General features: G+C 48.3%; 16 protein-coding genes. 5 read left to right on the forward strand and 11 right to left on the reverse strand.

The features are described from left to right. Positions 1-71: 71 nt before the first annotated feature. Complete coding sequence (locus tag MJB10_RS24395; RefSeq protein WP_314799614.1) at positions 72-1,610, reverse strand: extracellular solute-binding protein; 1,539 nt, start codon at positions 1,608-1,610, stop codon at positions 72-74. 285 nt (positions 1,611-1,895) lie between these two features. On the opposite strand from MJB10_RS24395, the gene MJB10_RS24400 reads away from it, so the two are divergent. Beyond that, positions 1,896-2,399 carry a TetR family transcriptional regulator C-terminal domain-containing protein gene (locus tag MJB10_RS24400; RefSeq protein ID WP_314799615.1) on the forward strand — a complete coding sequence of 168 codons (504 nt, stop codon included), beginning with the start codon at positions 1,896-1,898 and terminating at the stop codon, positions 2,397-2,399. 591 nt (positions 2,400-2,990) lie between these two features. Here MJB10_RS24400 and MJB10_RS24405 read toward each other — a convergent pair. Beyond that, on the reverse strand, positions 2,991-4,511 hold the full coding sequence (locus MJB10_RS24405; RefSeq protein WP_314799617.1) for an extracellular solute-binding protein: 1,521 nt from the start codon (positions 4,509-4,511) through the stop codon (positions 2,991-2,993). 181 nt (positions 4,512-4,692) lie between these two features. Here MJB10_RS24405 and MJB10_RS24410 point away from each other — a divergent pair, with 181 nt between their 5' ends. Further along, entirely contained in the window at positions 4,693-6,978 is a 2,286-nt protein-coding gene (locus MJB10_RS24410) for a helix-turn-helix domain-containing protein (protein WP_314799619.1), read from the forward strand. 139 nt (positions 6,979-7,117) lie between these two features. Here MJB10_RS24410 and MJB10_RS24415 read toward each other — a convergent pair whose 3' ends face one another. The 3 genes from MJB10_RS24415 to MJB10_RS24425 all read right to left on the reverse strand — a co-directional run bounded on the left by MJB10_RS24415 (position 7,118) and on the right by MJB10_RS24425 (position 9,548). After that, a complete protein-coding gene (locus MJB10_RS24415) occupies positions 7,118-7,414 on the reverse strand; it encodes a hypothetical protein (RefSeq protein WP_314799621.1) in 297 nt (98 codons plus the stop codon). Positions 7,415-7,586: 172 nt separating this feature from the next. After that, a complete protein-coding gene (locus MJB10_RS24420) occupies positions 7,587-8,426 on the reverse strand; it encodes a sugar phosphate isomerase/epimerase family protein (protein ID WP_314799622.1) in 840 nt (279 codons plus the stop codon). Positions 8,427-8,474: 48 nt separating this feature from the next. Then, positions 8,475-9,548 carry a Gfo/Idh/MocA family protein gene (locus MJB10_RS24425; protein WP_314799624.1) on the reverse strand — a complete coding sequence of 358 codons (1,074 nt, stop codon included), beginning with the start codon at positions 9,546-9,548 and terminating at the stop codon, positions 8,475-8,477. A 122-nt stretch (positions 9,549-9,670) separates the two neighbouring features. On the opposite strand from MJB10_RS24425, the gene MJB10_RS24430 reads away from it, so the two are divergent. The 3 genes from MJB10_RS24430 (at position 9,671) to MJB10_RS24440 (ending at position 12,941) form a co-directional block, all read left to right on the forward strand. Further along, on the forward strand, positions 9,671-10,543 hold the full coding sequence (locus MJB10_RS24430) for an AraC family transcriptional regulator (protein ID WP_314799626.1): 873 nt from the start codon (positions 9,671-9,673) through the stop codon (positions 10,541-10,543). A gap of 191 nt (positions 10,544-10,734) precedes the next feature. Continuing rightward, a complete protein-coding gene (locus tag MJB10_RS24435; protein ID WP_314799628.1) occupies positions 10,735-11,340 on the forward strand; it encodes a hypothetical protein in 606 nt (201 codons plus the stop codon). After that, positions 11,337-12,941, forward strand: a complete 1,605-nt coding sequence (locus MJB10_RS24440) for a glycosyl hydrolase family 18 protein (RefSeq protein ID WP_314799630.1) — start codon at positions 11,337-11,339, stop codon at positions 12,939-12,941. Before MJB10_RS24435 ends, MJB10_RS24440 begins: the two co-directional genes overlap by 4 nt. 94 nt (positions 12,942-13,035) lie before the next feature. On the opposite strand, the gene MJB10_RS24445 is transcribed toward MJB10_RS24440, so the two are convergent. From MJB10_RS24445 to MJB10_RS24470, 6 genes are all read right to left on the reverse strand, one after another. Continuing rightward, entirely contained in the window at positions 13,036-13,338 is a 303-nt protein-coding gene (locus MJB10_RS24445; protein ID WP_314799632.1) for a Dabb family protein, read from the reverse strand. A 25-nt stretch (positions 13,339-13,363) separates the two neighbouring features. Further along, on the reverse strand, positions 13,364-13,948 hold the full coding sequence (locus MJB10_RS24450; protein WP_314799634.1) for an HAD family hydrolase: 585 nt from the start codon (positions 13,946-13,948) through the stop codon (positions 13,364-13,366). Between the two features lie 15 nt (positions 13,949-13,963). After that, positions 13,964-14,761, reverse strand: coding sequence for a VOC family protein (locus MJB10_RS24455; protein WP_314799636.1), 798 nt, complete (start codon positions 14,759-14,761; stop codon positions 13,964-13,966). A 166-nt stretch (positions 14,762-14,927) separates the two neighbouring features. Beyond that, the gene (locus tag MJB10_RS24460; protein WP_314799638.1) at positions 14,928-16,238 is read right to left on the reverse strand and encodes an ABC transporter substrate-binding protein; all 1,311 of its coding nucleotides are present in this window, start codon (positions 16,236-16,238) and stop codon (positions 14,928-14,930) included. Between the two features lie 170 nt (positions 16,239-16,408). Beyond that, a complete protein-coding gene (locus MJB10_RS24465) occupies positions 16,409-18,019 on the reverse strand; it encodes a response regulator transcription factor (RefSeq protein ID WP_314799639.1) in 1,611 nt (536 codons plus the stop codon). Then, positions 17,997-19,760 (reverse strand): sensor histidine kinase, encoded by a 1,764-nt coding sequence (locus MJB10_RS24470; RefSeq protein WP_314799641.1) that lies wholly within the window; start codon positions 19,758-19,760, stop codon positions 17,997-17,999. Before MJB10_RS24470 ends, MJB10_RS24465 begins: the two co-directional genes overlap by 23 nt. Between the last annotated feature and the right edge of the window lie 51 nt (positions 19,761-19,811).

The following is a 19,811-nucleotide window of genomic DNA, read 5'->3' on the forward strand; positions in this document are numbered from 1 at the left end:
ATGAGAAGACTGCCGCGGTTCGAGCAGCCTCCTCACCTTCAACTCCGTTTGGATAACGTGTTGTTACTGGCTTATTTTTTGTATTGCGCGTTGTACTCTTCCATGATTTTGCTGCCGCCACGCGCTTTCCAATCTTCAATCGCTTTATCAAAGCCTGCTTTATCAATTGTTCCGTAAATGTATTTGTTCGTTGCATCCGTGATAACGGCTTGCGCTTGCACACCTTTTTCAAGGTTTGTTTTGGAATCTAACGCAGCTGTCGGGTCTTGAACAGCGAACTTCAGGTTCGCAATTTTTAACTCGTCTGCTTTTCCTTGTGCAGGGATCGTAGGAATACCTAAGTATCTGCCCGATGTATCTTCATCTCCGATTGCTAAATCTGTGAATGGTTTTACCTCACGCGTCCATTTCTCATCATCCAGCTTCTTCGCTTTGTTATCCGTTAGGCTGTAATTGACATCTTTGATACCCCAGTTTGCCATGTTTGCTACTTCTGGTGTCATCATTTTGTCGAAGAATGCTAACACTTTACGCAGATCAGCTTCTGTTTTGATAGAGGATTTAGGGAACAGGACCACATTCGCGAACCCTGGAAGTGCCCAAGCTGCGAATTTGCCGTCAGGACCAGCAACCATGCTGTGTACGTCAACTACCGCATTGGGTACGTTTTTGATCAAATCCTTATTGAGTGTCGTCACATCCGTCATCGCTCCGATGTACATTCCAGCTGTACCCGCAGTGAACAACTTTTGTTGATCGGTTTTGCTTGTTGCTGCGAAATCCTTGTTGATGTAGCCGCCGTCACGCATTTTTTTAAAATAATCCATCGTCGCTACATATTGCGGGAACATGAATTCTGGCGCTAGCTTGCCATCCTTAACGCCCCAGTTATTCGGTGTTCCTTCCCAAGCCGCAATGGTTTTGAATGCTCCATAAATAAGATCGTTACGGTCAGTAAGACCGATTGTATCTTTTTTACCATTGCCATCAGGGTCATTTTCTGTGAATGCTTTCGCCATCGCGAACAATTCATCTAGATTTGCAGGTGGTTTCAAGCCGAGTTTATCTGCCCAATCTTTCCGATAGATAAGACCTTGACGAGCGATGTCTACACCGCGGTAAAGAGAGTACAATTTGCCATCGACTTTCGTATTATCATTCGTTGTGGATTTCAGCTTGCTGAGGTTCGGGAAGTCTTTCAGAAGGGGACCGATCTCCCAGAATTGGCCGTCGCGGATTGCGGATTTCATTTGAATGAAGGTCGCTTGGTTTTTCAAATACGTAGCTTGCGGCAGTGCCCCTGTCGCGAACGTCGTATTCAGCTTCTCTTCATACGTGTCTGCTGGGAAGAACTGGTACGTCAATTTCGTGTTCGTTAGTTTTTCAAGTTCTTTAATAATCGTATCTGGCGGTGTTTGTGCCGTATTGAGCGGCGCCATGATCGTAATCGCTGTCGGTGTATTGTCGGTTGCTTTCGGCGTTGCTGCCGTTGTTGCCGCTGCCGTTGCTGCGGTCGTGGAAGCAGGCGTTCCTTTATCTCCGCAAGCTGCTAACGCGAAGCTGGAAACAAGCATAACGCTAAGTGGAATCGTAACTAATTTTTTCTTCATTTCGGTTTAGACCTCCGCGATAATGTGTTGTGCTACAACTCACACATTACAGGCAGGGAGATCGGTACCGAAATAATCATTTACTCATGTAGCCCTGATGTGGCGCGGGATGTGAGAAGATGATTATCGGATGGGGAGATGATTACGGGATTTTTTGTCGCTTTCACTCACACACATAAAAAGGAAAAAAAGAAAGAGTCTACCAAATGGCAGACTCTTTATAATATATTTAACTGGTACAAACTCAACTTGTGTGCGGCTCCCTCTGGAAAGGAGGTTGATGCCATGGAAACTTTCCAAACGATAATCGTTATGCTCGCGTTCGGTACGTTTATACTGGCGCTTCTGAACGAAATTGCATTGGAAGCTTACCAATACGCGGCCGACTCCGTTGGCAAGAAATTCGCCGCTGCGATCGAGCAAGAGGCGACGGCCGCGGGCCAGTTGCTCGCCTTCTTCCACGTCTACGCCGATGTGGTGAACAACCCGCCTTTCATCGGCGGGTGCCCCCTGCAGAATACGGCTGTGGAAAGCGATGACACGCACCCCGCCTTGCGCCAGAGCGCGCAACAAAGCCTTCATAATACGCTTGAGATGATGAAGCGTATTATTGAGGAAGGCATTAGACAAGGGGAGTTCAAGGCTGGGATCGACTCCGATGCCTTAGCAACCTTCACCTTGTCTTTGCTAGAAGGTGGCATCCTGCTCTGCAATCTCGAGGGTAGCAATCGCCATATGACGATGAATATGGCCAGCTTAGCTGCCCATTTGCGGCAGTACTGCTGTTAGAATGCAAAAAAAAGAGACGGTGGACCGAATGGTCAACCGCCTCTTTTTCTTTGAGCGCCGAGTGACGGGGAGGCGCATTTAAGGGTGGTCAACCACCTTTAAATCCAAAAACTAGCCAGATCTTCGCGAAATAGCGGTGGTTGACCACTGCTAAACTGGCGTTTGAGCGCCGAGTGGCGGGGAGGCGCGCATTTAAGGGTGGTCAACCACCTCTAAATCCAAAAACTAGCCAGATCTTCGCGAAATAGCGGTGGTTGACCACTGCTAAAGTGGCGTTTGAGCGCCGAGTGGCGGGGTGTTCGAGCATTTAAGGGTGGTCAACCACCTCTAAATCCAAAAACTAGCCAGATCTTCGCGAATTAGCGGTGGTTAACCACTGCTAAAGTGGCGTTTGAGCGCCGAGTGGCGGGGTGTTTGAGCATTTAAGGGTGGTCAACCACTCTTAAATCCAAAAACTAGCCAGATCTTCGCGAATTAGCGGTGGTTGACCACTCCTAAAGTTTCTTTTGTGGGCATAGTGGCGGGGCTTCTCGAATTAAGGGTGGTTAACCACCGCTAAAGTGGCGTTTGAGCACCTACTTCACGTCCAACTTACTTCCGCTTCGCATACGCCTCGTTATACTCGCTAATCATCTGATTGCCGCCACTGCGCCGCCAACGCTCAACCTCCTGCTGGAAACCAGCCTTATCCAGCTTGCCCAGCATGTAGTTGTAGGTGGCATCGGAGATGATTTTGTACAATTCGACGCCACGCTCGTCATAGGTCTTCGATTCGATGCCGAGCGACGGGTCCTTCACGGCGTACTTCTCGTTATCCAAGCTCAGCGTATCCGCCAGCTCGGACAGCGATTCACTTTGCGCGATCGGCATGACATTCGGATTCTTCAAATCCGCAATCATCAGCGCGTAGAGCGCATTCACTTCATTCACACGAATTTTCGACGTTTCTTCGGAGAGCTGGACCTGCCCATTTTTCGCCGTGTAATGACGCCCTTCCAGCCCATATTTCATGAGATTCGCGACATCCTTATCCATCGACCGATCAAAAAATTGCAGCATCTGCTTCAGCTCCACCTCCGTACGAATCGCTTTTTTGGAGAACAAATATAAGGCACTGTAATTCGGAATCGACCAGATCTGGAACCCTTTCGGACCCTCAATATGATTCACCAGTGTAAAACGAGCCTCCGGATTCACCATTTGCGCCTCATCCGACAGCCGCTGCACATCTTGCATACTCCCGATATACACCCCAGCATTCCCATGGATCAGCTTATCCCGTTGCACTTCTTTACTGGTTACAGCAAAATCTGAATTAATCAACTTCTCCTCATACAGCTTCTTCATGAAATTCATCGCATCCATATAGGCTTGCGCTTCGAACTCCGGTACGAACTTCCCATTAGTTGCGTCCCAATTATTCGGTGCTCCGAAATAGGAGCTGATCGTTTTGAAGGCACCGAACACCAGATCATTGCGGTCCGTCAAGCCCACCGTGTCATCCTTTCCATCCCCGTCGGGGTCGCCATAGGTGAACGCTTTGAGCACATCATGCAGCTGATCCAAATTCGTCGGTTTGCTCAGCTTCAGTTTCTTCAGCCAATCCTCCCGAATAATAATCCCCTGCCGAGAGGACGGTCGCTCGGTGTATAAACCGTAGATTTTGCCATCCACAGCCGTCTGTCCAAGAATTTCCTTATTCAACTGCTTCAAATTCGGATACGCCGACAAGTACGGTCCAATATCCCAGAACGCGCCAGAGCGGATTGAATTTTTCATCAACATATAATCCGTATATTTCACGTAGGTCGCCTTTTTGAGCGAATTCGTTGTGAGGGCTGTGTTCATTTTATCCGTATAAATGCCATCTGGCACCCAGTTCACATCTAGCTTCGTTTGGGTGCGCTTCTCGATCTCTTTAACCAACTCATCAATTGGCGGATGCGGAAAATGAAGCGGTGCCATAATAGAAATGATAGGCTTCGTATCTTGATTGCTGTTCGTTAGAGATGAGCCGCTGTTTTGACAAGCACTCAACACCGCTAGAATCGTTAACCCAATTAAACATCGTCCCAACCACCGGAGTTCCCGGCCATGCAACTTATTTCTCATACGAATTCCCCCTTGATACAGCGGGCTTTTGACCGCCAATCTGAGATAATGATTATCCATTTTGCAGATGATTATTGATCTAGCTCGCGCTTCTGTCTACAATACATAGATAGTCTGACAAATGAATCTTCGAATAGATAAGGTGTTGGATGCGATGCGCTCTTTAAGTTTTCTTAGCAAAATGACAATTTTCAGCTTCCTGCTGAGCACATTGCCGGTGATTTTCATCGGCGCTTTTGCCTTCGTCACGTCTTCCAGTGAGATCCAAAAAAATGTCAACGAAGGAAAAATGCAGTTAATCACGCAAATCAATTCCAATGTAGAGCAGAAATTAACGACTGTCAACCATACACTCAATCAAGTCATTAACTCGACCGTACTCAAGAAAGCCATGGATATGCCGCTCACTGTAACCGATTTCATGATGTATGACGATCTCCGCAGCGAGATTCGCTACATGCAATCTTTTGACACACGGTTGGAAGATGTGCTCTTGATTAACGCGAAGCAGAATTGGATGATCAAAAATTCCGGCTTATATCGTTTTGACAGCTATCCTTTTGCTGATAAACTAACTCTCATGATGAACACACAAGAGAACAGCAAGTGGACTCTAAGCCCTTCTAAGTGGTTCTACACCGAAGAGAATGCGAGAAGTGTGCCGTGTGAGTACAGTATTTCGCTTATCAAAAAGCTGCCAACCACCGGTCTCGATCAATTCGGCATGGCCTTAGCCAATATTCCCGCTTGTTCCCTGCAGGATATGATTCAAAGTGACTCCGCGCACCCGGATGATATTGTCATTATCGATGAAGAGCAGCGGATTCTGATGAACCGCGATCCGGGATTGATAGGGAAAACGATCACAGCAGCTGGCTTGACCGAGCTTAAAGCGCTTGATGCCCCAAGCGGGCAGTTCCGCGCGAACATTCACGATAAGCCCTACTCAGTATCATTTCTGCGCTCAAACTTGAATAACTGGACGTACTTGTCCCTCACTTCCATCGATAGTTTGACGAAGGAATCCAGCAAAATCGGAACGTATACGATCTACATCTGCGTCTTTATGCTCCTGCTGTCGATGTTCTTGGCTTGGGTAGGCTCACGCAAAATGTACTCACCAATCCAGCTCCTGCTGAACCAGATTGGCGGCCTCGTCACCGTGAATCAGCAGCGGAAGGCCAATGAATTCCAGATGATCAGCGAGCACGTTCACACCTTGTTCCAGTCGAAGTCGCAGCTTGAAAAAGAAGTGCACCAGCACATCGGACAAGTCCGCACCTTCTTCTTGATCAAAGCATTCCAAGGACATATCAAATCTGGCGATCTGTTGGAGAAATTGGCCCAGTTCGGGTACTCCGAGCATATAGCCGCGTGGAAAACGATGTCGGTCATTACGATCCAAATTGATGCCATCGACCAGACGCGGTATGAGAAAAAAGATATGGAACTGCTGCTCTTCGCCGTGCACAACATGCTGGAGGAGCTGATCCCCTCGGAGCAGCGCCTTGCGCCGATTCTGATTGATCAAACCGTCGTCACTATGATCGGCAGTCCTGACTCGGTGGATAGCGACTTCCGCACCATGGTCTACGGCTTGACGGAGCAGGTACAGCAACATATATACAACTTCTTGAAGCTGCACATTTCGATCGGGATCTCCCTGCCGTTCCATACGTTCTCCCAAATGGCGCTGGCGTACAAGGAAGGCCTCGAGGCCCTGAAACATCGAATCAAGCTCGGCGAAGGCATCATTATCCAGTATGAGAATATCAACTCAGGCAAGCATTATTTGAATCTCAACTATCCGAAGCCGATCGAGAACGAATTAATTGACAGCATTAAACTTGCTGAAAAAGATAAATCCCGCGAGGGGCTGAAGCAGCTGCTTCAGGCTGTATTCGCGGCGCAGCTCTCCCCGCAGGAATATCAGATTCCGCTGGCGCGTCTGCTGAACAACCTGCTCATGATGATGCAGGAGTCGGGCATTGCGTTGAGCCAGATTCATCCGAATCAAGGCTCGCTGTTCGAAGAGCTGCTCGACCTGCATAGCACCGTCGAAATCGAGGACTGGTTCTGGACGGAGGTTGTACATCCGCTCATTCGCATTTACCGCGACAGACAGGATGCGCAGTATCACAACATTTCTGAGAAAATTATTGATCTCGTGCAGCATTACTACGACACTGACCTCACGCTCGAGGAATGTGCGTCGCGTCTGCATTACAATGCGAATTACTTGAGCAGCATTTTCCGCAAGGAGACGAACTGCTCCTTCAGCGACTACCTGTCCAACTACCGCTTCAACATGGCGAAGAAATGGCTTTCCGAGACGGACATGCCGATCAAGGACATCTCCTCGAAGCTGCGGTATAACAACTCGCAGAACTTCATCCGCTCCTTCCGCAAGCAGGAAGGGCTCACGCCTGGCCAGTACCGGGATAAGCAGAAGGAGGGTATGGCTTAGGTGTAGGGGCCAGCTGGAAAAGGCATCAAGGCAAAGCAAACAGCCTGCGAAGCCACCAACGAATGGTTGGTGGTTTTGCAGGCTGTTGTTGTCGGGACGGCCGCGAGGCTTGTCCATCCAGCGGTTGTGCGTCGTGCCGTTATGCGGATACGACTTGGCTCGTTTGAACCGCCGCTTTCAGAGCGGCACGGTTGTCCCACAGGAATGATAGCACTTGGTTACGGTCTTCGAAGAACAACTCTTCGGCATCCTCGTACTCCGTCCCCAACCCATGTATGCTCAAACGATCGTCTTCATACTGCATCAAGGTCCATTGACCCCCACGTTTCTTGTCGGCAAAGACCAAATAATACTTCTTTCCTGCTGCGTCCCACTCTGCGAAGTTAGAAAAGTTGTCCAAAATCAAGCTGAGGTCCTGTTTATTCTTAATTTGCATGATCTTATCTCCTTTTCGCTTTTTTAAAATCGTAACTGAGATTTCATAAAAAGTTTGTCACACGATGGGGTCGAATCCTAGGAATTTTTGTCGACGTTGAGAGATATGGGGGCCACCCCTGCTTATTCTAAATAAAGAGCGGACCCCCAAGGATCCGCTCTCCATCTCTCAACTACTTCATACCCGCCGCGGCGTAGACCTTATCGAAGCCCGCTTTGGAGCGCTCCGCCAAGCTCTCCGGTGAATCCGTCGGCGGCGTTGCGGTCAAAATTTCCTGCGCCACGACGCCGGCGTAGCCAATCCGCTGCAGGCTTTGCAGGAAGCCTGCCAGATCAATGACGCCTTCCCCTGGGTACAGGCGTCCGTTGTCGAGCACATCTGCGACCGGCACGTCCGGTGCGTCATTGATGTGCACGTGCACGATTTGATCGGGGCGAAGCTTCTCGATATCCGCGATCGTCCCGCCCGTCGTGTACCAATGGTACGCGTCGAATAGCAAGCCCACGCCCGGCTCGCCGATGGCATCGATCCAATCCAGCGTTTCATCCAGTGTCCAGATGAACGGATGCTTCCACCGGGTCCGCAAATGATGCGGACCGACGAACTCCAATCCTAGGCGGATGCCGTAGGCGCCTAGGATTTGGGCGCACGTGCGCAATCTGCGCGTCGCGAGCGCCATGAAGTGCGCTGCCCCGAGGTCCGTCGAGGGCAGCACATACGTGCAGCAGCTCGTGCAACCGAGCGCTGCAGCCGCTTCTGCGGCCTGCGCCAGCTTCGGCAGGCCCGCGCGAAACGCTTCCTCCGTGGTCCGCCATTCCACGGGCAATCCAATGGACCCGATGACGAGTCCATTACGCTCTAATAATACTCGCGCACCATCAAGGGTGTGCGCTTCCACAAGGCTCAAAGCGTCGAGATCAACCGCTTGGAAGCCATATTTTGCCGCTAACTCTATGAATTGCACGTCGCTCTCGATCTGACCTAAACCTGCTCTTGTTAATCCTCTTAGCATCGAATATCCCTCCACTTGGTACCTGCGATTGGTTACATGCCCAGCCTTCTAATCCCAGTTCAGCTTCACTTCACTGCCTGTCCGTGAGGACTCATAGATCGCGTCCAAGATCAAATTGTTCGTATAGCCAGACAGCGCCGATGTGATCGGCTGTTTGCCTTCACGGATGCACGCCAAGAAATGTGCGCTGAGCCGCTGGCGTTCGCCCTCGTCGTTGTCCGGTTTGGTCAGCTCCGTCTCGATTGCACGATTGAACTTCTCTGTTAATAATTTACCCTTGGCTCCCTTATAGCTAGCCCCGCCATCCGAGCCCATGAGGTGCACGAACGGCGTATTATCCGTATCCATATGCACAGCCCAGCTCACTTCAAGCGTTAACGTGCTGCCATCTTCCATCCGAATCAGCGCGGTAGCCAAATCTTCTACATCGTAGTAACCATCCCAATTCGGTTTCCCCCAGGTGCCGATCCCTTTGCGACGTGGTCCGAACTCCGCGTACGTTGCGCCAACGACCGAAACTGGTTTCGGATTTCCCATCAGGTACAGGGCCAGATCCAGCATATGCACACCGATGTCAATCAGCGGGCCGCCGCCGGACTCGTCCATTTTGGTAAACCATGTTCCCCAGCCTGGGATACCTTTGCGGCGGAACCAGCCTGTTTTGGCCGTATAGATTTTGCCCAGTTCACCTGCATCGATCTGCTCCTTAATCTGCATCGGCACGGATTCCCAGCGCATTTGATGCCCGATCATGACGATCGCGTTCGACTTCTGGCTCGCTTCATAAATTAGTTTTGCCGCTGCGGCATTGATGCCCATCGGTTTCTCGATTAGCACATGTTTGCCCGCATCAATCGCCTGTACGGCAAGCGCAGCATGATATTGATTCGGAACACCAATAATGACAGCATCCACATTCGTATGATGAATGAGCTCCTCTGGGGTGGCTAACACGTGAGCAATGCCATGCTCCTGTGCCTTCGCTTCAGCTAGTGGCAGAAACGCATCTGTAATCGCTGTAATCTCACATTGACTGCCCAGCTTCGAAAACTCCCGAATATGGACACCGCCAATATTTCCTGCTCCAATAATGCCAATTCTAATTTTGTTAACGCTTCCCACAATACGTTCCTCCTCATAAGTAGGCATTGTTGACCTTGTATTTATGATAAAATAAGATCACCTAGAAGTCGTACCGTATATTCGGAAAACGTCCCATTTCTTCGAAGGAGACCTGAACGCGCATGACGTATTTTCCAGCTTATTTGAAAACGTATCCCAATATGCACTCCCCCTTCCCTTTTCACCTTAGTCGAAACACACTCGCGAACGGCTATCGAGCACACCGTCACGATTTTTTGGAGTTCTCTTATGTCGTGGAGGGGCATGGCACTGAGACAATTAATGATATTAAACATGTCATGGCGCCAGGGACTTTCACCTTCGTGCTGCCGTATCAAGTGCATGAAATTTTTACGGATCCAGGTCAAAAACTCGTGCTTTATAACGGCATGTTCAGTATGGATTTGCTCATGGAGCCTGGGAATGATCAGGGGTTGTCCGATTTATTTAACGACACGAATGAATGGCCTCCCTATGTGCAATTCGATGGGACGGATCATCAGCAGATGATTGCTCTTATTGAAGATATGTATGGCGAGTATCAGGGGGATGAGCGTCACAGACAGACCCTGCTGAAGGCCAAATTGAAGGAGATTCTGATCCGATTTGATCGGCGGCGATTCCAACACGGCGCTCAAGATGCGGCCACGCTGGATGCGGCCAAAACTTCATCGAAAGCCAGCCACTCGGTGTGGCCGATCATTCATTATATCCACCGAAATTACCAGGAGGACCTAGCGCTATCCGATCTAGCTTCGCGCTTCTCGATGAGCGTATCCCGCATCAGCGAGGTCATTAAGATGACGACAGGGCAAACCTTCGTGCATTTCTTGCACGATCTGCGGTTGCGCCACGCCTGCTCCTTGCTCGTATCCACCGACATGAGTGTCATGGAGATCGCACTGGAGTCTGGGTTTGGTTCGTACAAGACGTTCTCGCGAATTTTCCGAGAGAGTAAGGGTATCGTGCCGAAGGATTATCGCAAAGTGAAATGATCCACATCGACGACCTAGTTGATTGCCATTCGTGGCACATCATGAACAGCTCTTCCAATTCAGGAAGGGCTGTTTTTGTTTATACCTCGCTTCTCCTAAAAAATGGATACATTTACCTTCATAAATGTTACTAATCAACACAAAATGAAAGAAGTGTATTGTCATTTATTTTCGGTAGAAGGTGGTACGCAATGAATTTCCGCAGTGTTTGGGTAAGTTTTACGTGCAGTTTATTCATTGTCACTGGCTGTAGTCAGGAACCCAATGCTGAGCACGGCATCCAGTCGCAGGCTGTAGAACGGATGCAGATTCATGAACGACATATGCAGATGCTCCAAGCTTCAAAGCCGAAGCGTCTCAAATCAGATCGATTTCACAAGGTGTGGAATGGTTTGAATGATACTGTCGGGTATGGGCAATCCATTGACCCAGTCGTCGTAAAAAAAATACCTAAAAGTGTGCCTTCATTCAACGTGCAGCTTGCCCCTTTTGTACATCTGACGGCCACGGTTAACGCCGCGGATGAAATCGATTCCGTCACCATCACAGGTACGCCCTCGTCGAAAAAAGAACGATTTATGATGATTGACTGCTGGACACATCTCATTGCTACGCTATCCAAGCTGGATGATCCATCTGCAACTTCTATTGTATTGCGTGAGATCGGCGTTCGCCCCGATGCGGACTTAACTGACATCAATAATCACGATCCATTCTCGATCCAAGGCGCAACGTACGATGCCAATTTCATAAACGACGTTTACGAATTCCGTTATCAAGGGGAGGCCAGCCAATGAGACGCCTTATCCTGATTTCACTCTTACTGCTATTTATAGTAGAAACCGTCAGCAGTTCAGAAACTAAAAAAATCAATATCTCCTATTTATATTTCGGATCGCCAAGCTCGTATCTCAATCAAATCGACTTAACGAAAAATACACTGACAGCGGTATCGCCTAACTATCTGGACATTGTGGCTAACGGAGAACTTGAAATTACATGGAAGCTCGATACTTCTTTTATTTCTGAAATGCATAGAAGAGGTATTAAAGTTGTTCCCTTCCTCTCTAATCACTGGGACAAACCGAATGGAATTGCCGCCGTGGATCAAAATGCTGAAAAAATCACAACAGACATCGCGGCTGCTGTGAGTAAGTATGGATTTGACGGAATCAACGTCGATATTGAAGGTGTCGGAGACGCTTATCGCGCTAAATTTACGACCTTCGTTCAGAAAATACGAGCCAAAATACCAGCAGGCAAAGAAGTTTCCGTTGCCGTCGCCGCGAACCCGCAGGGTTGGACGACAGGCTGGCAAGGCTTCTATGATTATAACGAACTTGCAAAAACTTCGAATTATTTGATGGTCATGTCTTATGACGAATCATACGACGGGGGTCCCTCAGGTCCTGTAGCTTCCATCGATTTCTTCGAGAAGTCACTAACATATACCATAAATCAAGGTGTTCCAAAAAGTAAAATCGTCATGGGAGTTCCGTTTTACGGACGAATATGGAAATTGGATGGCCCAACTTTAAACGGGGACAACGTACAGGGGCTTGGCGTTTCAAATAATAAAGTCGCTGGCATCTTACAGAAATTCGGCGCTTCCGAATCTTACGATAAGGTCAAACAGTCGCCATACTGCAATATCACGATTCCTGCTGGACAGAGCACTTTTGTAGCGAGCACCGAGTTAACTGCAGGAAACTATATGCTGTGGTATGAGAATGAAACTTCCATTAAACAAAAAATTCTTGTCTCCAACCAATATGGCGTCGCAGGCAATGGCTCTTGGAGCTTGTATCAGGAAACGCCTGCTACATGGGATTACTTCGCAAGGTGGCAAAATGGCACCTATTTTGCCGACGTTTCACGTACATATTGGGCTTTAGACCCTATCATGTTTGTTTCCAGCAAAAATTGGATGACTGGCAATTCGACCACCTTTTCACCCGAACAAAACCTATCACGCGCTCAAGCTGCTACGATATTGGTTCGTGCCTTGGAGCTTACTCCGAAAGGATCAACAAATCCTTTCATTGACACGAAAGGCCACTGGGCTGAAGCTGATATTCGCAACGCGTATAGCAATGGGATCGTTGACGGCTTGGATGCCTCTCATTTCAAACCTAACGATCCATTGACGCGTGAACAGCTAAGCGCCCTGCTTAAACGTGCGCTTCAGATTTCAGATTCAAGTACGAACTCACCATTTACCGACGTTCCCAAAGCAAGCTGGTCGTACAGTGCGATCATTTCGCTGTATGCTAACGGTTTAATCGATGGTCTCACACCTACAACGTTTGGACCGACGAAGACCTCAACGCGCGCTCAAATGGCTGCTATGATGGCGAGACTTGCGCCGCGAATTGATGAAAAAGTTGCTGCTCCATGAGGACTTTCCCCATGAACTAGAGCAAATTCCACTAATCTTAAATGAAGCATGTACGGGGATGCACTGATGAGCGCACCTCCGTCACACACGCCGACTATACCTTGGGATAATCAACAACCACCACATTGTCCAACATGCCGTCTAACGATTGCACGAAAGCCTGATGCACAGGATGAGGTCCGTAGGCTCGCAAAGCGGCCTGATCCTCGAACGTAACCCGCAATCCCAACGTATATCCGTGTACGTTCTCCGTTTCCTCCGTCACATTAATCCCCGCACTGAGATCAACAATGCCAGGAATTCTACCGCGAAATGCGAGCAGTTGCTCGAGCAGGTTGTTTTGCTTAGCGGGCGTGATGGCGCTATTGAATTTGAAGATAACGAGATGTTCGATCATATGTAACCCTCCTCAGGTATAAACGTCATAAACTTTTGACGTATGGAAGTAGCTCGTCTAATTGGTCAATTATGATATCCGCGTAGTCAAGGCTCTCGTGTAGCTTATTCCGCTTCCATACCGCTTTCATACCGACTGCTTGACTGGCTCTAATATCATTTTCAGGATGATCCCCTACAAATATAGCCTCATTCGCTCCTACATCTAACCGTGAAGCTCCTCTCAGAAAGATCGCATTATCATATTGAAATTGTCCATATCCATTTGATATAAGTGCGGTCTTCAGTCCATGTTTCTTAACCTCAGTCAACATGCTCACGAGATGGGGATAGCCGACGCAATGCTTTTGAAAACCTACCAGATAATCATCAAGCAGCTCGTTCCAACCAATGCCCTCGATCGCATACTCCATCAGTAGTTGCTGGTACACCTTATCTTTCCACACATAACCATGCTCATCCAGATCGATAAATCGCTGTACAAAAGTCCCCTTATCCACCTGATGAAATTGGGCATATCGGTCATATTGATCGCGCACGAATGCTGCGAGCGAGGTATCTCGGTCCAGCAAAGTTCCATCTAAATCAAATAGCACAGCTTTCATTGCCATTGCGGTCAGCCACCTTTACACGATCGAAAAAGGCAATCCTAATCGGCCTAGCGCCTCTTTCGGAAAAGTTGTGAGACATACACTTAAGTGATATCCATCTATTTTAAAATGAAGATCCCCCTTCGCTTTACGCTGGTATGAGATCCCTTTCTGTTGCAAGCGCCTCTCCACTTCATCTATGAATGTCACATCAGACGAGCCGAATGTAACGTGCATCGCTGGCGGTAAGGCAACCATCGCAATCGGAATCCATTTCCTACGCGTAGAAGGGATAACTGCATGAGCAGTTCCACCTATGGCAAACGTGAAGAGATCGGACACCTTGTCGAGTTTGAAGTCTAGAAGTTCAACAAGATTTTCTCTGAAATTGATCACGCTTTCAACTGGGAAGCCGACTTCTCGCAAATAAAGGATATGCAGCGGACCACTCGCAGTGAGAATGTCTTTTGGGATATAGGGATGCGCGATGATCTCCAGTAAGTTTCCGTCAACGTCGCGGAAGTACACATTTTTCCCCGTTTTGAACTGATCGATCACCCTGCCATCATCCCAGTGAAGAAGCAAAATAGGCTTCTGCTCCACCCAATTTACAACCTCATCAAAGACCGAGTAAGGCACTTCGAAAGCGAAATGCGCGGGAGCGATTGGCTCAGCGGTCTCGATAAAAGAGATGGTGCAATGCGCAGTGGACTGGACATGTATCTCTTGTTCCGACTCATAGCTAATGGGGAAGCGCAGCAGTTCATGATAAAAATGTTTAATACCTTGAATGGAAACCGTTTGTAGCTGTAGATGAGCAAAATGTGTGATCATAGGCGCTCCCTCGCTTCATTTGTATGGTTTATTTTACCATGCCAATTACTTGTTGGGGCAAGAAATAGCTAATTTCATTGTAAGCGTCAGCTGAAAGGCTGTTTCACGAGAAAAACCCAAACCGCCGATATCTTATCGACAGTCTGGGTTTTCCAATTGTTTTAGTTTATTGATAGTCCTTTGCTTTTTTCACCAATTCATCATACGCCGCTTCTGGTGTGATTTTGCCAAACATGACTTTTTCACCAATGTCTTTGAAATCCTTAGCCGTATAGTTACTCCATCCTTTGGCGCCTGGATTAAATGGTTGCGCATCCGGAGCTACATTCTTAATCAGCTCAATTTGCTGCTTATCTGCAGGCGTCAACTTCGGCGTCAAGTAATCTAGAACCTTTTTGGATACGGGTACACCTCGTGTTGTCGTTAGAATATCCGCTGCTTCCGTATCATTTACAAACCAGTCGATGAACGCTTTGGACGCCTCGATGTTCTTGGAGTCCGCACTGATGGACCAGAACATGGACGGCTTCAGGAAGCCGCTGGCTTGAGCACCTTTAGGCTGTGTAACCAATTTGTAGGCTCCTGGCTTCACACCTTCATAGCCTGGGAAGAGGGCAGCAAAGCTGCGCTTCATCAACACGGTGTCGTTGTTCATCAGATCCAGCTTCGCATCGGATTCTTTATCTGTTGTTGCAATATCTGGCGGGGGAACCACGCCTTCTTTTCGCAGATCCGCATATTTCTTCACGAACGTGAGGTACGTATCTTTATCTAAATTGAATTTGCCTTCGACTGTAACCGGATATCCCTTGCCTTGGCTGCTTTGATAAGAAGCATACACGGTGTAATCACTCGTGGCATCCATTAATGCGTACTTGTCTTTCTCCAGCTTCGCTTTCGCGTCTCGGCCGAATTGGAAATACTGATCCCATGTCCAGCCGTTAGCCGGAGGTGTGATGCCGAGCTTATCGACCGCATTCTTGTTGAATACCATGCCTGTCGCGTTATTTCCGAGTGGAATTGCATACAACTTATCTTTATATTTACCAGAATCGACCAGAGACTTATCGATATCCGCCGTATTGATACCTTTGGACAAGTCCACAAGCTGGTTTCTACCGCTATATTCAGCTAACCAAGCTGGGTCCATCTGGATAATGTCAGGCGCATTCTTCGCTGCTGCTTGAGTAGCTAGCTTATCCGCATAGCCATCAAAACCGGAAAACTCTGGTTCGAAGGTAACGTTCGGATGTTTTTTCGTATAAGCATCCAGCGCTTTCAAGGTAGCATCGTGTCGAGCTTGTGAGCCCCACCATACAATGCGCAGCTTCACTGGCTTATCGCTAGCTGGTGCCGAACTGCTGCTCGGTTTGACGGTTTCCTCCGTTTTGGCATTCGAGCCACAAGCGGCAAGACTTACAGCCGTAAGCGCTGTAATTGTAAGTACACCCCATCTTTTTATCTGCTTGTTCAACATTCCGCTAACCCCTTCCCATATTCAGGTCCATGTGTTAAAGCTGCTCCGATGAATAACGAAGGTACCCTATAGCTACATTCATCAGCAACGCTTCTAGCTTCATTATAGGTATCGAAGGAGACATTCAAAATAAGAGTAATGAACACATTTCTACCACAATCGAGCACAAACTATTTCTTGCCGAGCTCGCTAGGATTCATACCATACTGTTTTTTGAAAATGGCACTGAAATAAGCTACATTTTTGTAGCCGATCTTTTCCGCGATCTCATAAATCATATACTTGCCTTCCGCCAGCAGGACTTTGGCTTTCTCCAACCGCACGCGGATCATATAGTTCGTGAAGGTTTCCCCCATCGCTTTTTTGAACATGCGATTCAAATAATTACGGGATAGATACAATTGCTTCGACAAATCTTCCAAAACAATATCCTCCGCATAATGCTCGTGCGCGTACTGAATCATGAAATCAATGGCTTCCTTATGCTTGGATTGTTCGCTCCAACCGCGTTGTGAGGAGATGCCAACGATTTTATTCTTGAGCCATTCGCGGAGCTCCCCGATCGATTGAATCTTGGCAATCTCCTGACCTGCCCGCATTCCAGGGAACAGATCGTCGAGCACGACACCCGTGCTGTATAACGAGTAGGCCAGTATCGTCCACAGCTCCGAGCATAAGTATTGTAGATAAGCCGGCGTGACAGAAGGCATTTGGCGGAGCTGCTCCAAATAGGCGTCAACAATGGCCAAAGTCTCCTCCTCTTTGGCATATACAATCGCCTCAGCCAGCTCTTGATAAAACTTGATGGGCCGAATCGTGAAATCGGGTTCTACCACGTCTGGTTTGGTCAGGCGAGTCCCCTGATCTTCGGTCAGTGTTTGCTGTAGCAGATCCAAGAAAGCCTCCTCCGTGGAGTCAGAAAGCTGTTTCCAGTCCGTCTGAACGCTTCCCATTCCAGTACGGATGCTCAGCTTCAAATAGGTGAAGGTACATGCCGTGATGTGCTTGCCAATTTCCCTTATTCGCGCACATGCATCAGCGTCCGATTGCGCTAACGGGATGTGAAACACGATGGCAGCATGATGGCTGTGCAACTCGATGAACTCCGATCGCGGCCAATCTTGCTCCAGCACTTCACGGATGATGTTAGCCACAGCGAACCTGTATAAGCTCCAATCCGTTAAACTTACATTCATCACACGGTTTGTTCCCATCAGCTCGATGCCCATGATCAAATGCTTCTGACTCAGCCACGCCCCCTGTTTCATAGGCGTCATGCTTTCCTCCGTTATGGCCCGCTCCTGCGTACCCGTGACGACCGTCTTCAGCCATTCCTTCTGCACGAAGGGCTCGTACATCATCAGCCTGCGCCGTGTCTCCGCCTGCTCCAATCTTTCCGCTTCTTTCATCTCCAGCTCATGGATCACTCGTTCCAACACACCACCCAACTCATCCATCGTCACAGGTTTGGATAAGTAATCACTGACCTGCAGCCTCAGCGCCTGTCGAGCGTATTGAAAGTCCGAATAACCGCTGAGAATGATGATTTCCCCCGAAAATCCGTCCTGCTTCAATTGCTCAATCATCTCAAGTCCGTTCATCACGGGCATATAAATATCGGTAATGACAATGTCCGGGCTCGTTTCCTTGACTTTCTGGAGTCCCTCCTGCCCATCCATCGCTTCTCCTACCCATTCGGCCTCCAACCTTTCCCAAGGGATGGATTTCTTCATCCCCTCCAGCACTTGAAAATCATCATCAATAATCAGTACTCTCCACATGAAATGTCTCCTCCACCTCTGTTTTATTGTGCAAAATGGGCAGCCGCAGGGCGACTTCCGTTCCGCCCCCCAGTCGGTCACGCATCGTGACGCCGTAAGGCTGACCGAAATAAGCTGCGATTCGCTCCATGACATTCTTAACACCGTAGCCACCAGTTTTGCGCGGCTTCGACAGATCCCAACCTGGCTTCATCCCTACGCCATTATCGGTAATCATAATTTCTATATCATTGTCCTTGCGTCTTAAGGTGATGTGAATGTCTCCCGCCCGTCTGCCATGAAAACCATGAATGAATGCATTCTCTACAAAAGGTTGTATCGTTAAACGGGGAATGAAGAGTTCCTTCAGCTCCTCCTCTGCATCAATGGTGTAGGCGAGACGTTCCCCCCATCGGATTTTTTGAATTTGCAGGTAGCAATCCACATGCGTTAGCTCATCCCGAATCGGAATGACCGTCTCTCCGTTGGATAGGCCGATTCGGAACATTTTACCCATTAACGAGACGATTGCACTGATTTTTTCTTGCCCGGAATCGATAGCAATCCAATTCAACTGATCCAATGTATTGTATAAAAAATGGGGATTAATCATTGCTTGCAACGCCAATATCTCCGCTTCCCGCTGACGCTTATGCTGGGATTGCAGCGATTGCAGAAGTTCGTCAATTCGCTCCATCTGTCGGCGGTAACCGTTGAATAAACTCCCGAACTCATTTTGATAATCCGTAGGTAAATCCATTGCAGCCCCTGTGGCTGGCACGCGTCCCATTCGCGAAAGCAATAGACGAATCGGCTTCGTGAATTGCTTGGACAGAAACAGCGTGAAGAAGGCGGTGATGAATATCGCCGATAGGCCAACGGAAACTAACATATAAGCCAAGTGGATACTCGGTTGTACAATGTTTTTCCATGGCGTGATTTCAATCAGCGTCCATTCCGATCGCACTTTGCTCCAGACGAGAAGAGATCCCTCACCTCGATTGCCTGGCAGGTGAATATAATTCGATGAGATGTCCTTGCTGCTGATTAACTGAAGCTCACTATCACTTAAAGTCGGCTCACCAATCGCAGCGATCGTTCTACCGCTAGCATCCAGCAGCAATCGATTCTTCTCCTTCCCCTCGGTCTCTCCGCGAACAAGACTTTCAATCGCAGACGCCTTCACATTGAGCATCAGCAACCCATAGTATCTATCCGAATTGTTATATAGCTTACGAGCGAAACTAATAAACTGTTGCGGTCCATTGTTCGTTGGGAGCGTACGCTCCTCAATCCAGGAAAAGTCTGATTTCTGAATCTCTGGATACCATGCCTCATCTCGAACATGCGCCATATCCAGAATTTGCACAGGCGCTTGGGGGTCCGTCTGTGACGGATTATCCATGTATAAGTAGATCGACTGTACCATCGTCGTGCTGTAGGTGATGCTTGCCAGCATCCGCAACATATCGTCCTTTCGATGGAACAGCTCAAAGTAATCCTTCTCAAATGGATCATAGCCAATCGTATTAATGTTTCGGGATGCAGCAAGCGACATTTGCTCGATTGATTTGAGCTGGATATCTATCTGTTTATTCAGCTCATTGAGCATATCCTGCTGGTAGTACGACGACGTATCTGCGAGCTCACGAGAGGTCACACTGTAGCTGATCCATGTAAAAATAAGCAATAAGATCGAAATGAAAGAAGCAAAACTGCTGAAAAACAACCGATCAATTCGTACTCGTTTGAATAAATTCATCCCGACACTCTCCTCCGACAGTCATCCCCAAAAGCAAAAAAGCTGCACAAT

The sequence above is a fragment of the Paenibacillus sp. MBLB1832 genome, assembly GCF_032271945.1.
GTDB classification, from domain to species: domain Bacteria; phylum Bacillota; class Bacilli; order Paenibacillales; family NBRC-103111; genus Paenibacillus_E; species Paenibacillus_E roseopurpureus.

Coding starts and splice junctions, on each gene's coding strand:
- MJB10_RS24395 (WP_314799614.1), bottom strand. CDS start 1,610: ATGAAGAAAAAATTAGTTACGATTCCACTTAGCGTTATGCTTGTTTCC.
- MJB10_RS24400 (WP_314799615.1), top strand. CDS start 1,896: ATGGAAACTTTCCAAACGATAATCGTTATGCTCGCGTTCGGTACGTTT.
- MJB10_RS24405 (WP_314799617.1), bottom strand. CDS start 4,511: ATGAGAAATAAGTTGCATGGCCGGGAACTCCGGTGGTTGGGACGATGT.
- MJB10_RS24410 (WP_314799619.1), top strand. CDS start 4,693: ATGACAATTTTCAGCTTCCTGCTGAGCACATTGCCGGTGATTTTCATC.
- MJB10_RS24415 (WP_314799621.1), bottom strand. CDS start 7,414: ATGCAAATTAAGAATAAACAGGACCTCAGCTTGATTTTGGACAACTTT.
- MJB10_RS24420 (WP_314799622.1), bottom strand. CDS start 8,426: ATGCTAAGAGGATTAACAAGAGCAGGTTTAGGTCAGATCGAGAGCGAC.
- MJB10_RS24430 (WP_314799626.1), top strand. CDS start 9,671: ATGACGTATTTTCCAGCTTATTTGAAAACGTATCCCAATATGCACTCC.
- MJB10_RS24435 (WP_314799628.1), top strand. CDS start 10,735: ATGAATTTCCGCAGTGTTTGGGTAAGTTTTACGTGCAGTTTATTCATT.
- MJB10_RS24440 (WP_314799630.1), top strand. CDS start 11,337: ATGAGACGCCTTATCCTGATTTCACTCTTACTGCTATTTATAGTAGAA.
- MJB10_RS24445 (WP_314799632.1), bottom strand. CDS start 13,338: ATGATCGAACATCTCGTTATCTTCAAATTCAATAGCGCCATCACGCCC.
- MJB10_RS24450 (WP_314799634.1), bottom strand. CDS start 13,948: ATGGCAATGAAAGCTGTGCTATTTGATTTAGATGGAACTTTGCTGGAC.
- MJB10_RS24455 (WP_314799636.1), bottom strand. CDS start 14,761: ATGATCACACATTTTGCTCATCTACAGCTACAAACGGTTTCCATTCAA.
- MJB10_RS24460 (WP_314799638.1), bottom strand. CDS start 16,238: ATGTTGAACAAGCAGATAAAAAGATGGGGTGTACTTACAATTACAGCG.
- MJB10_RS24465 (WP_314799639.1), bottom strand. CDS start 18,019: ATGTGGAGAGTACTGATTATTGATGATGATTTTCAAGTGCTGGAGGGG.
- MJB10_RS24470 (WP_314799641.1), bottom strand. CDS start 19,760: ATGAATTTATTCAAACGAGTACGAATTGATCGGTTGTTTTTCAGCAGT.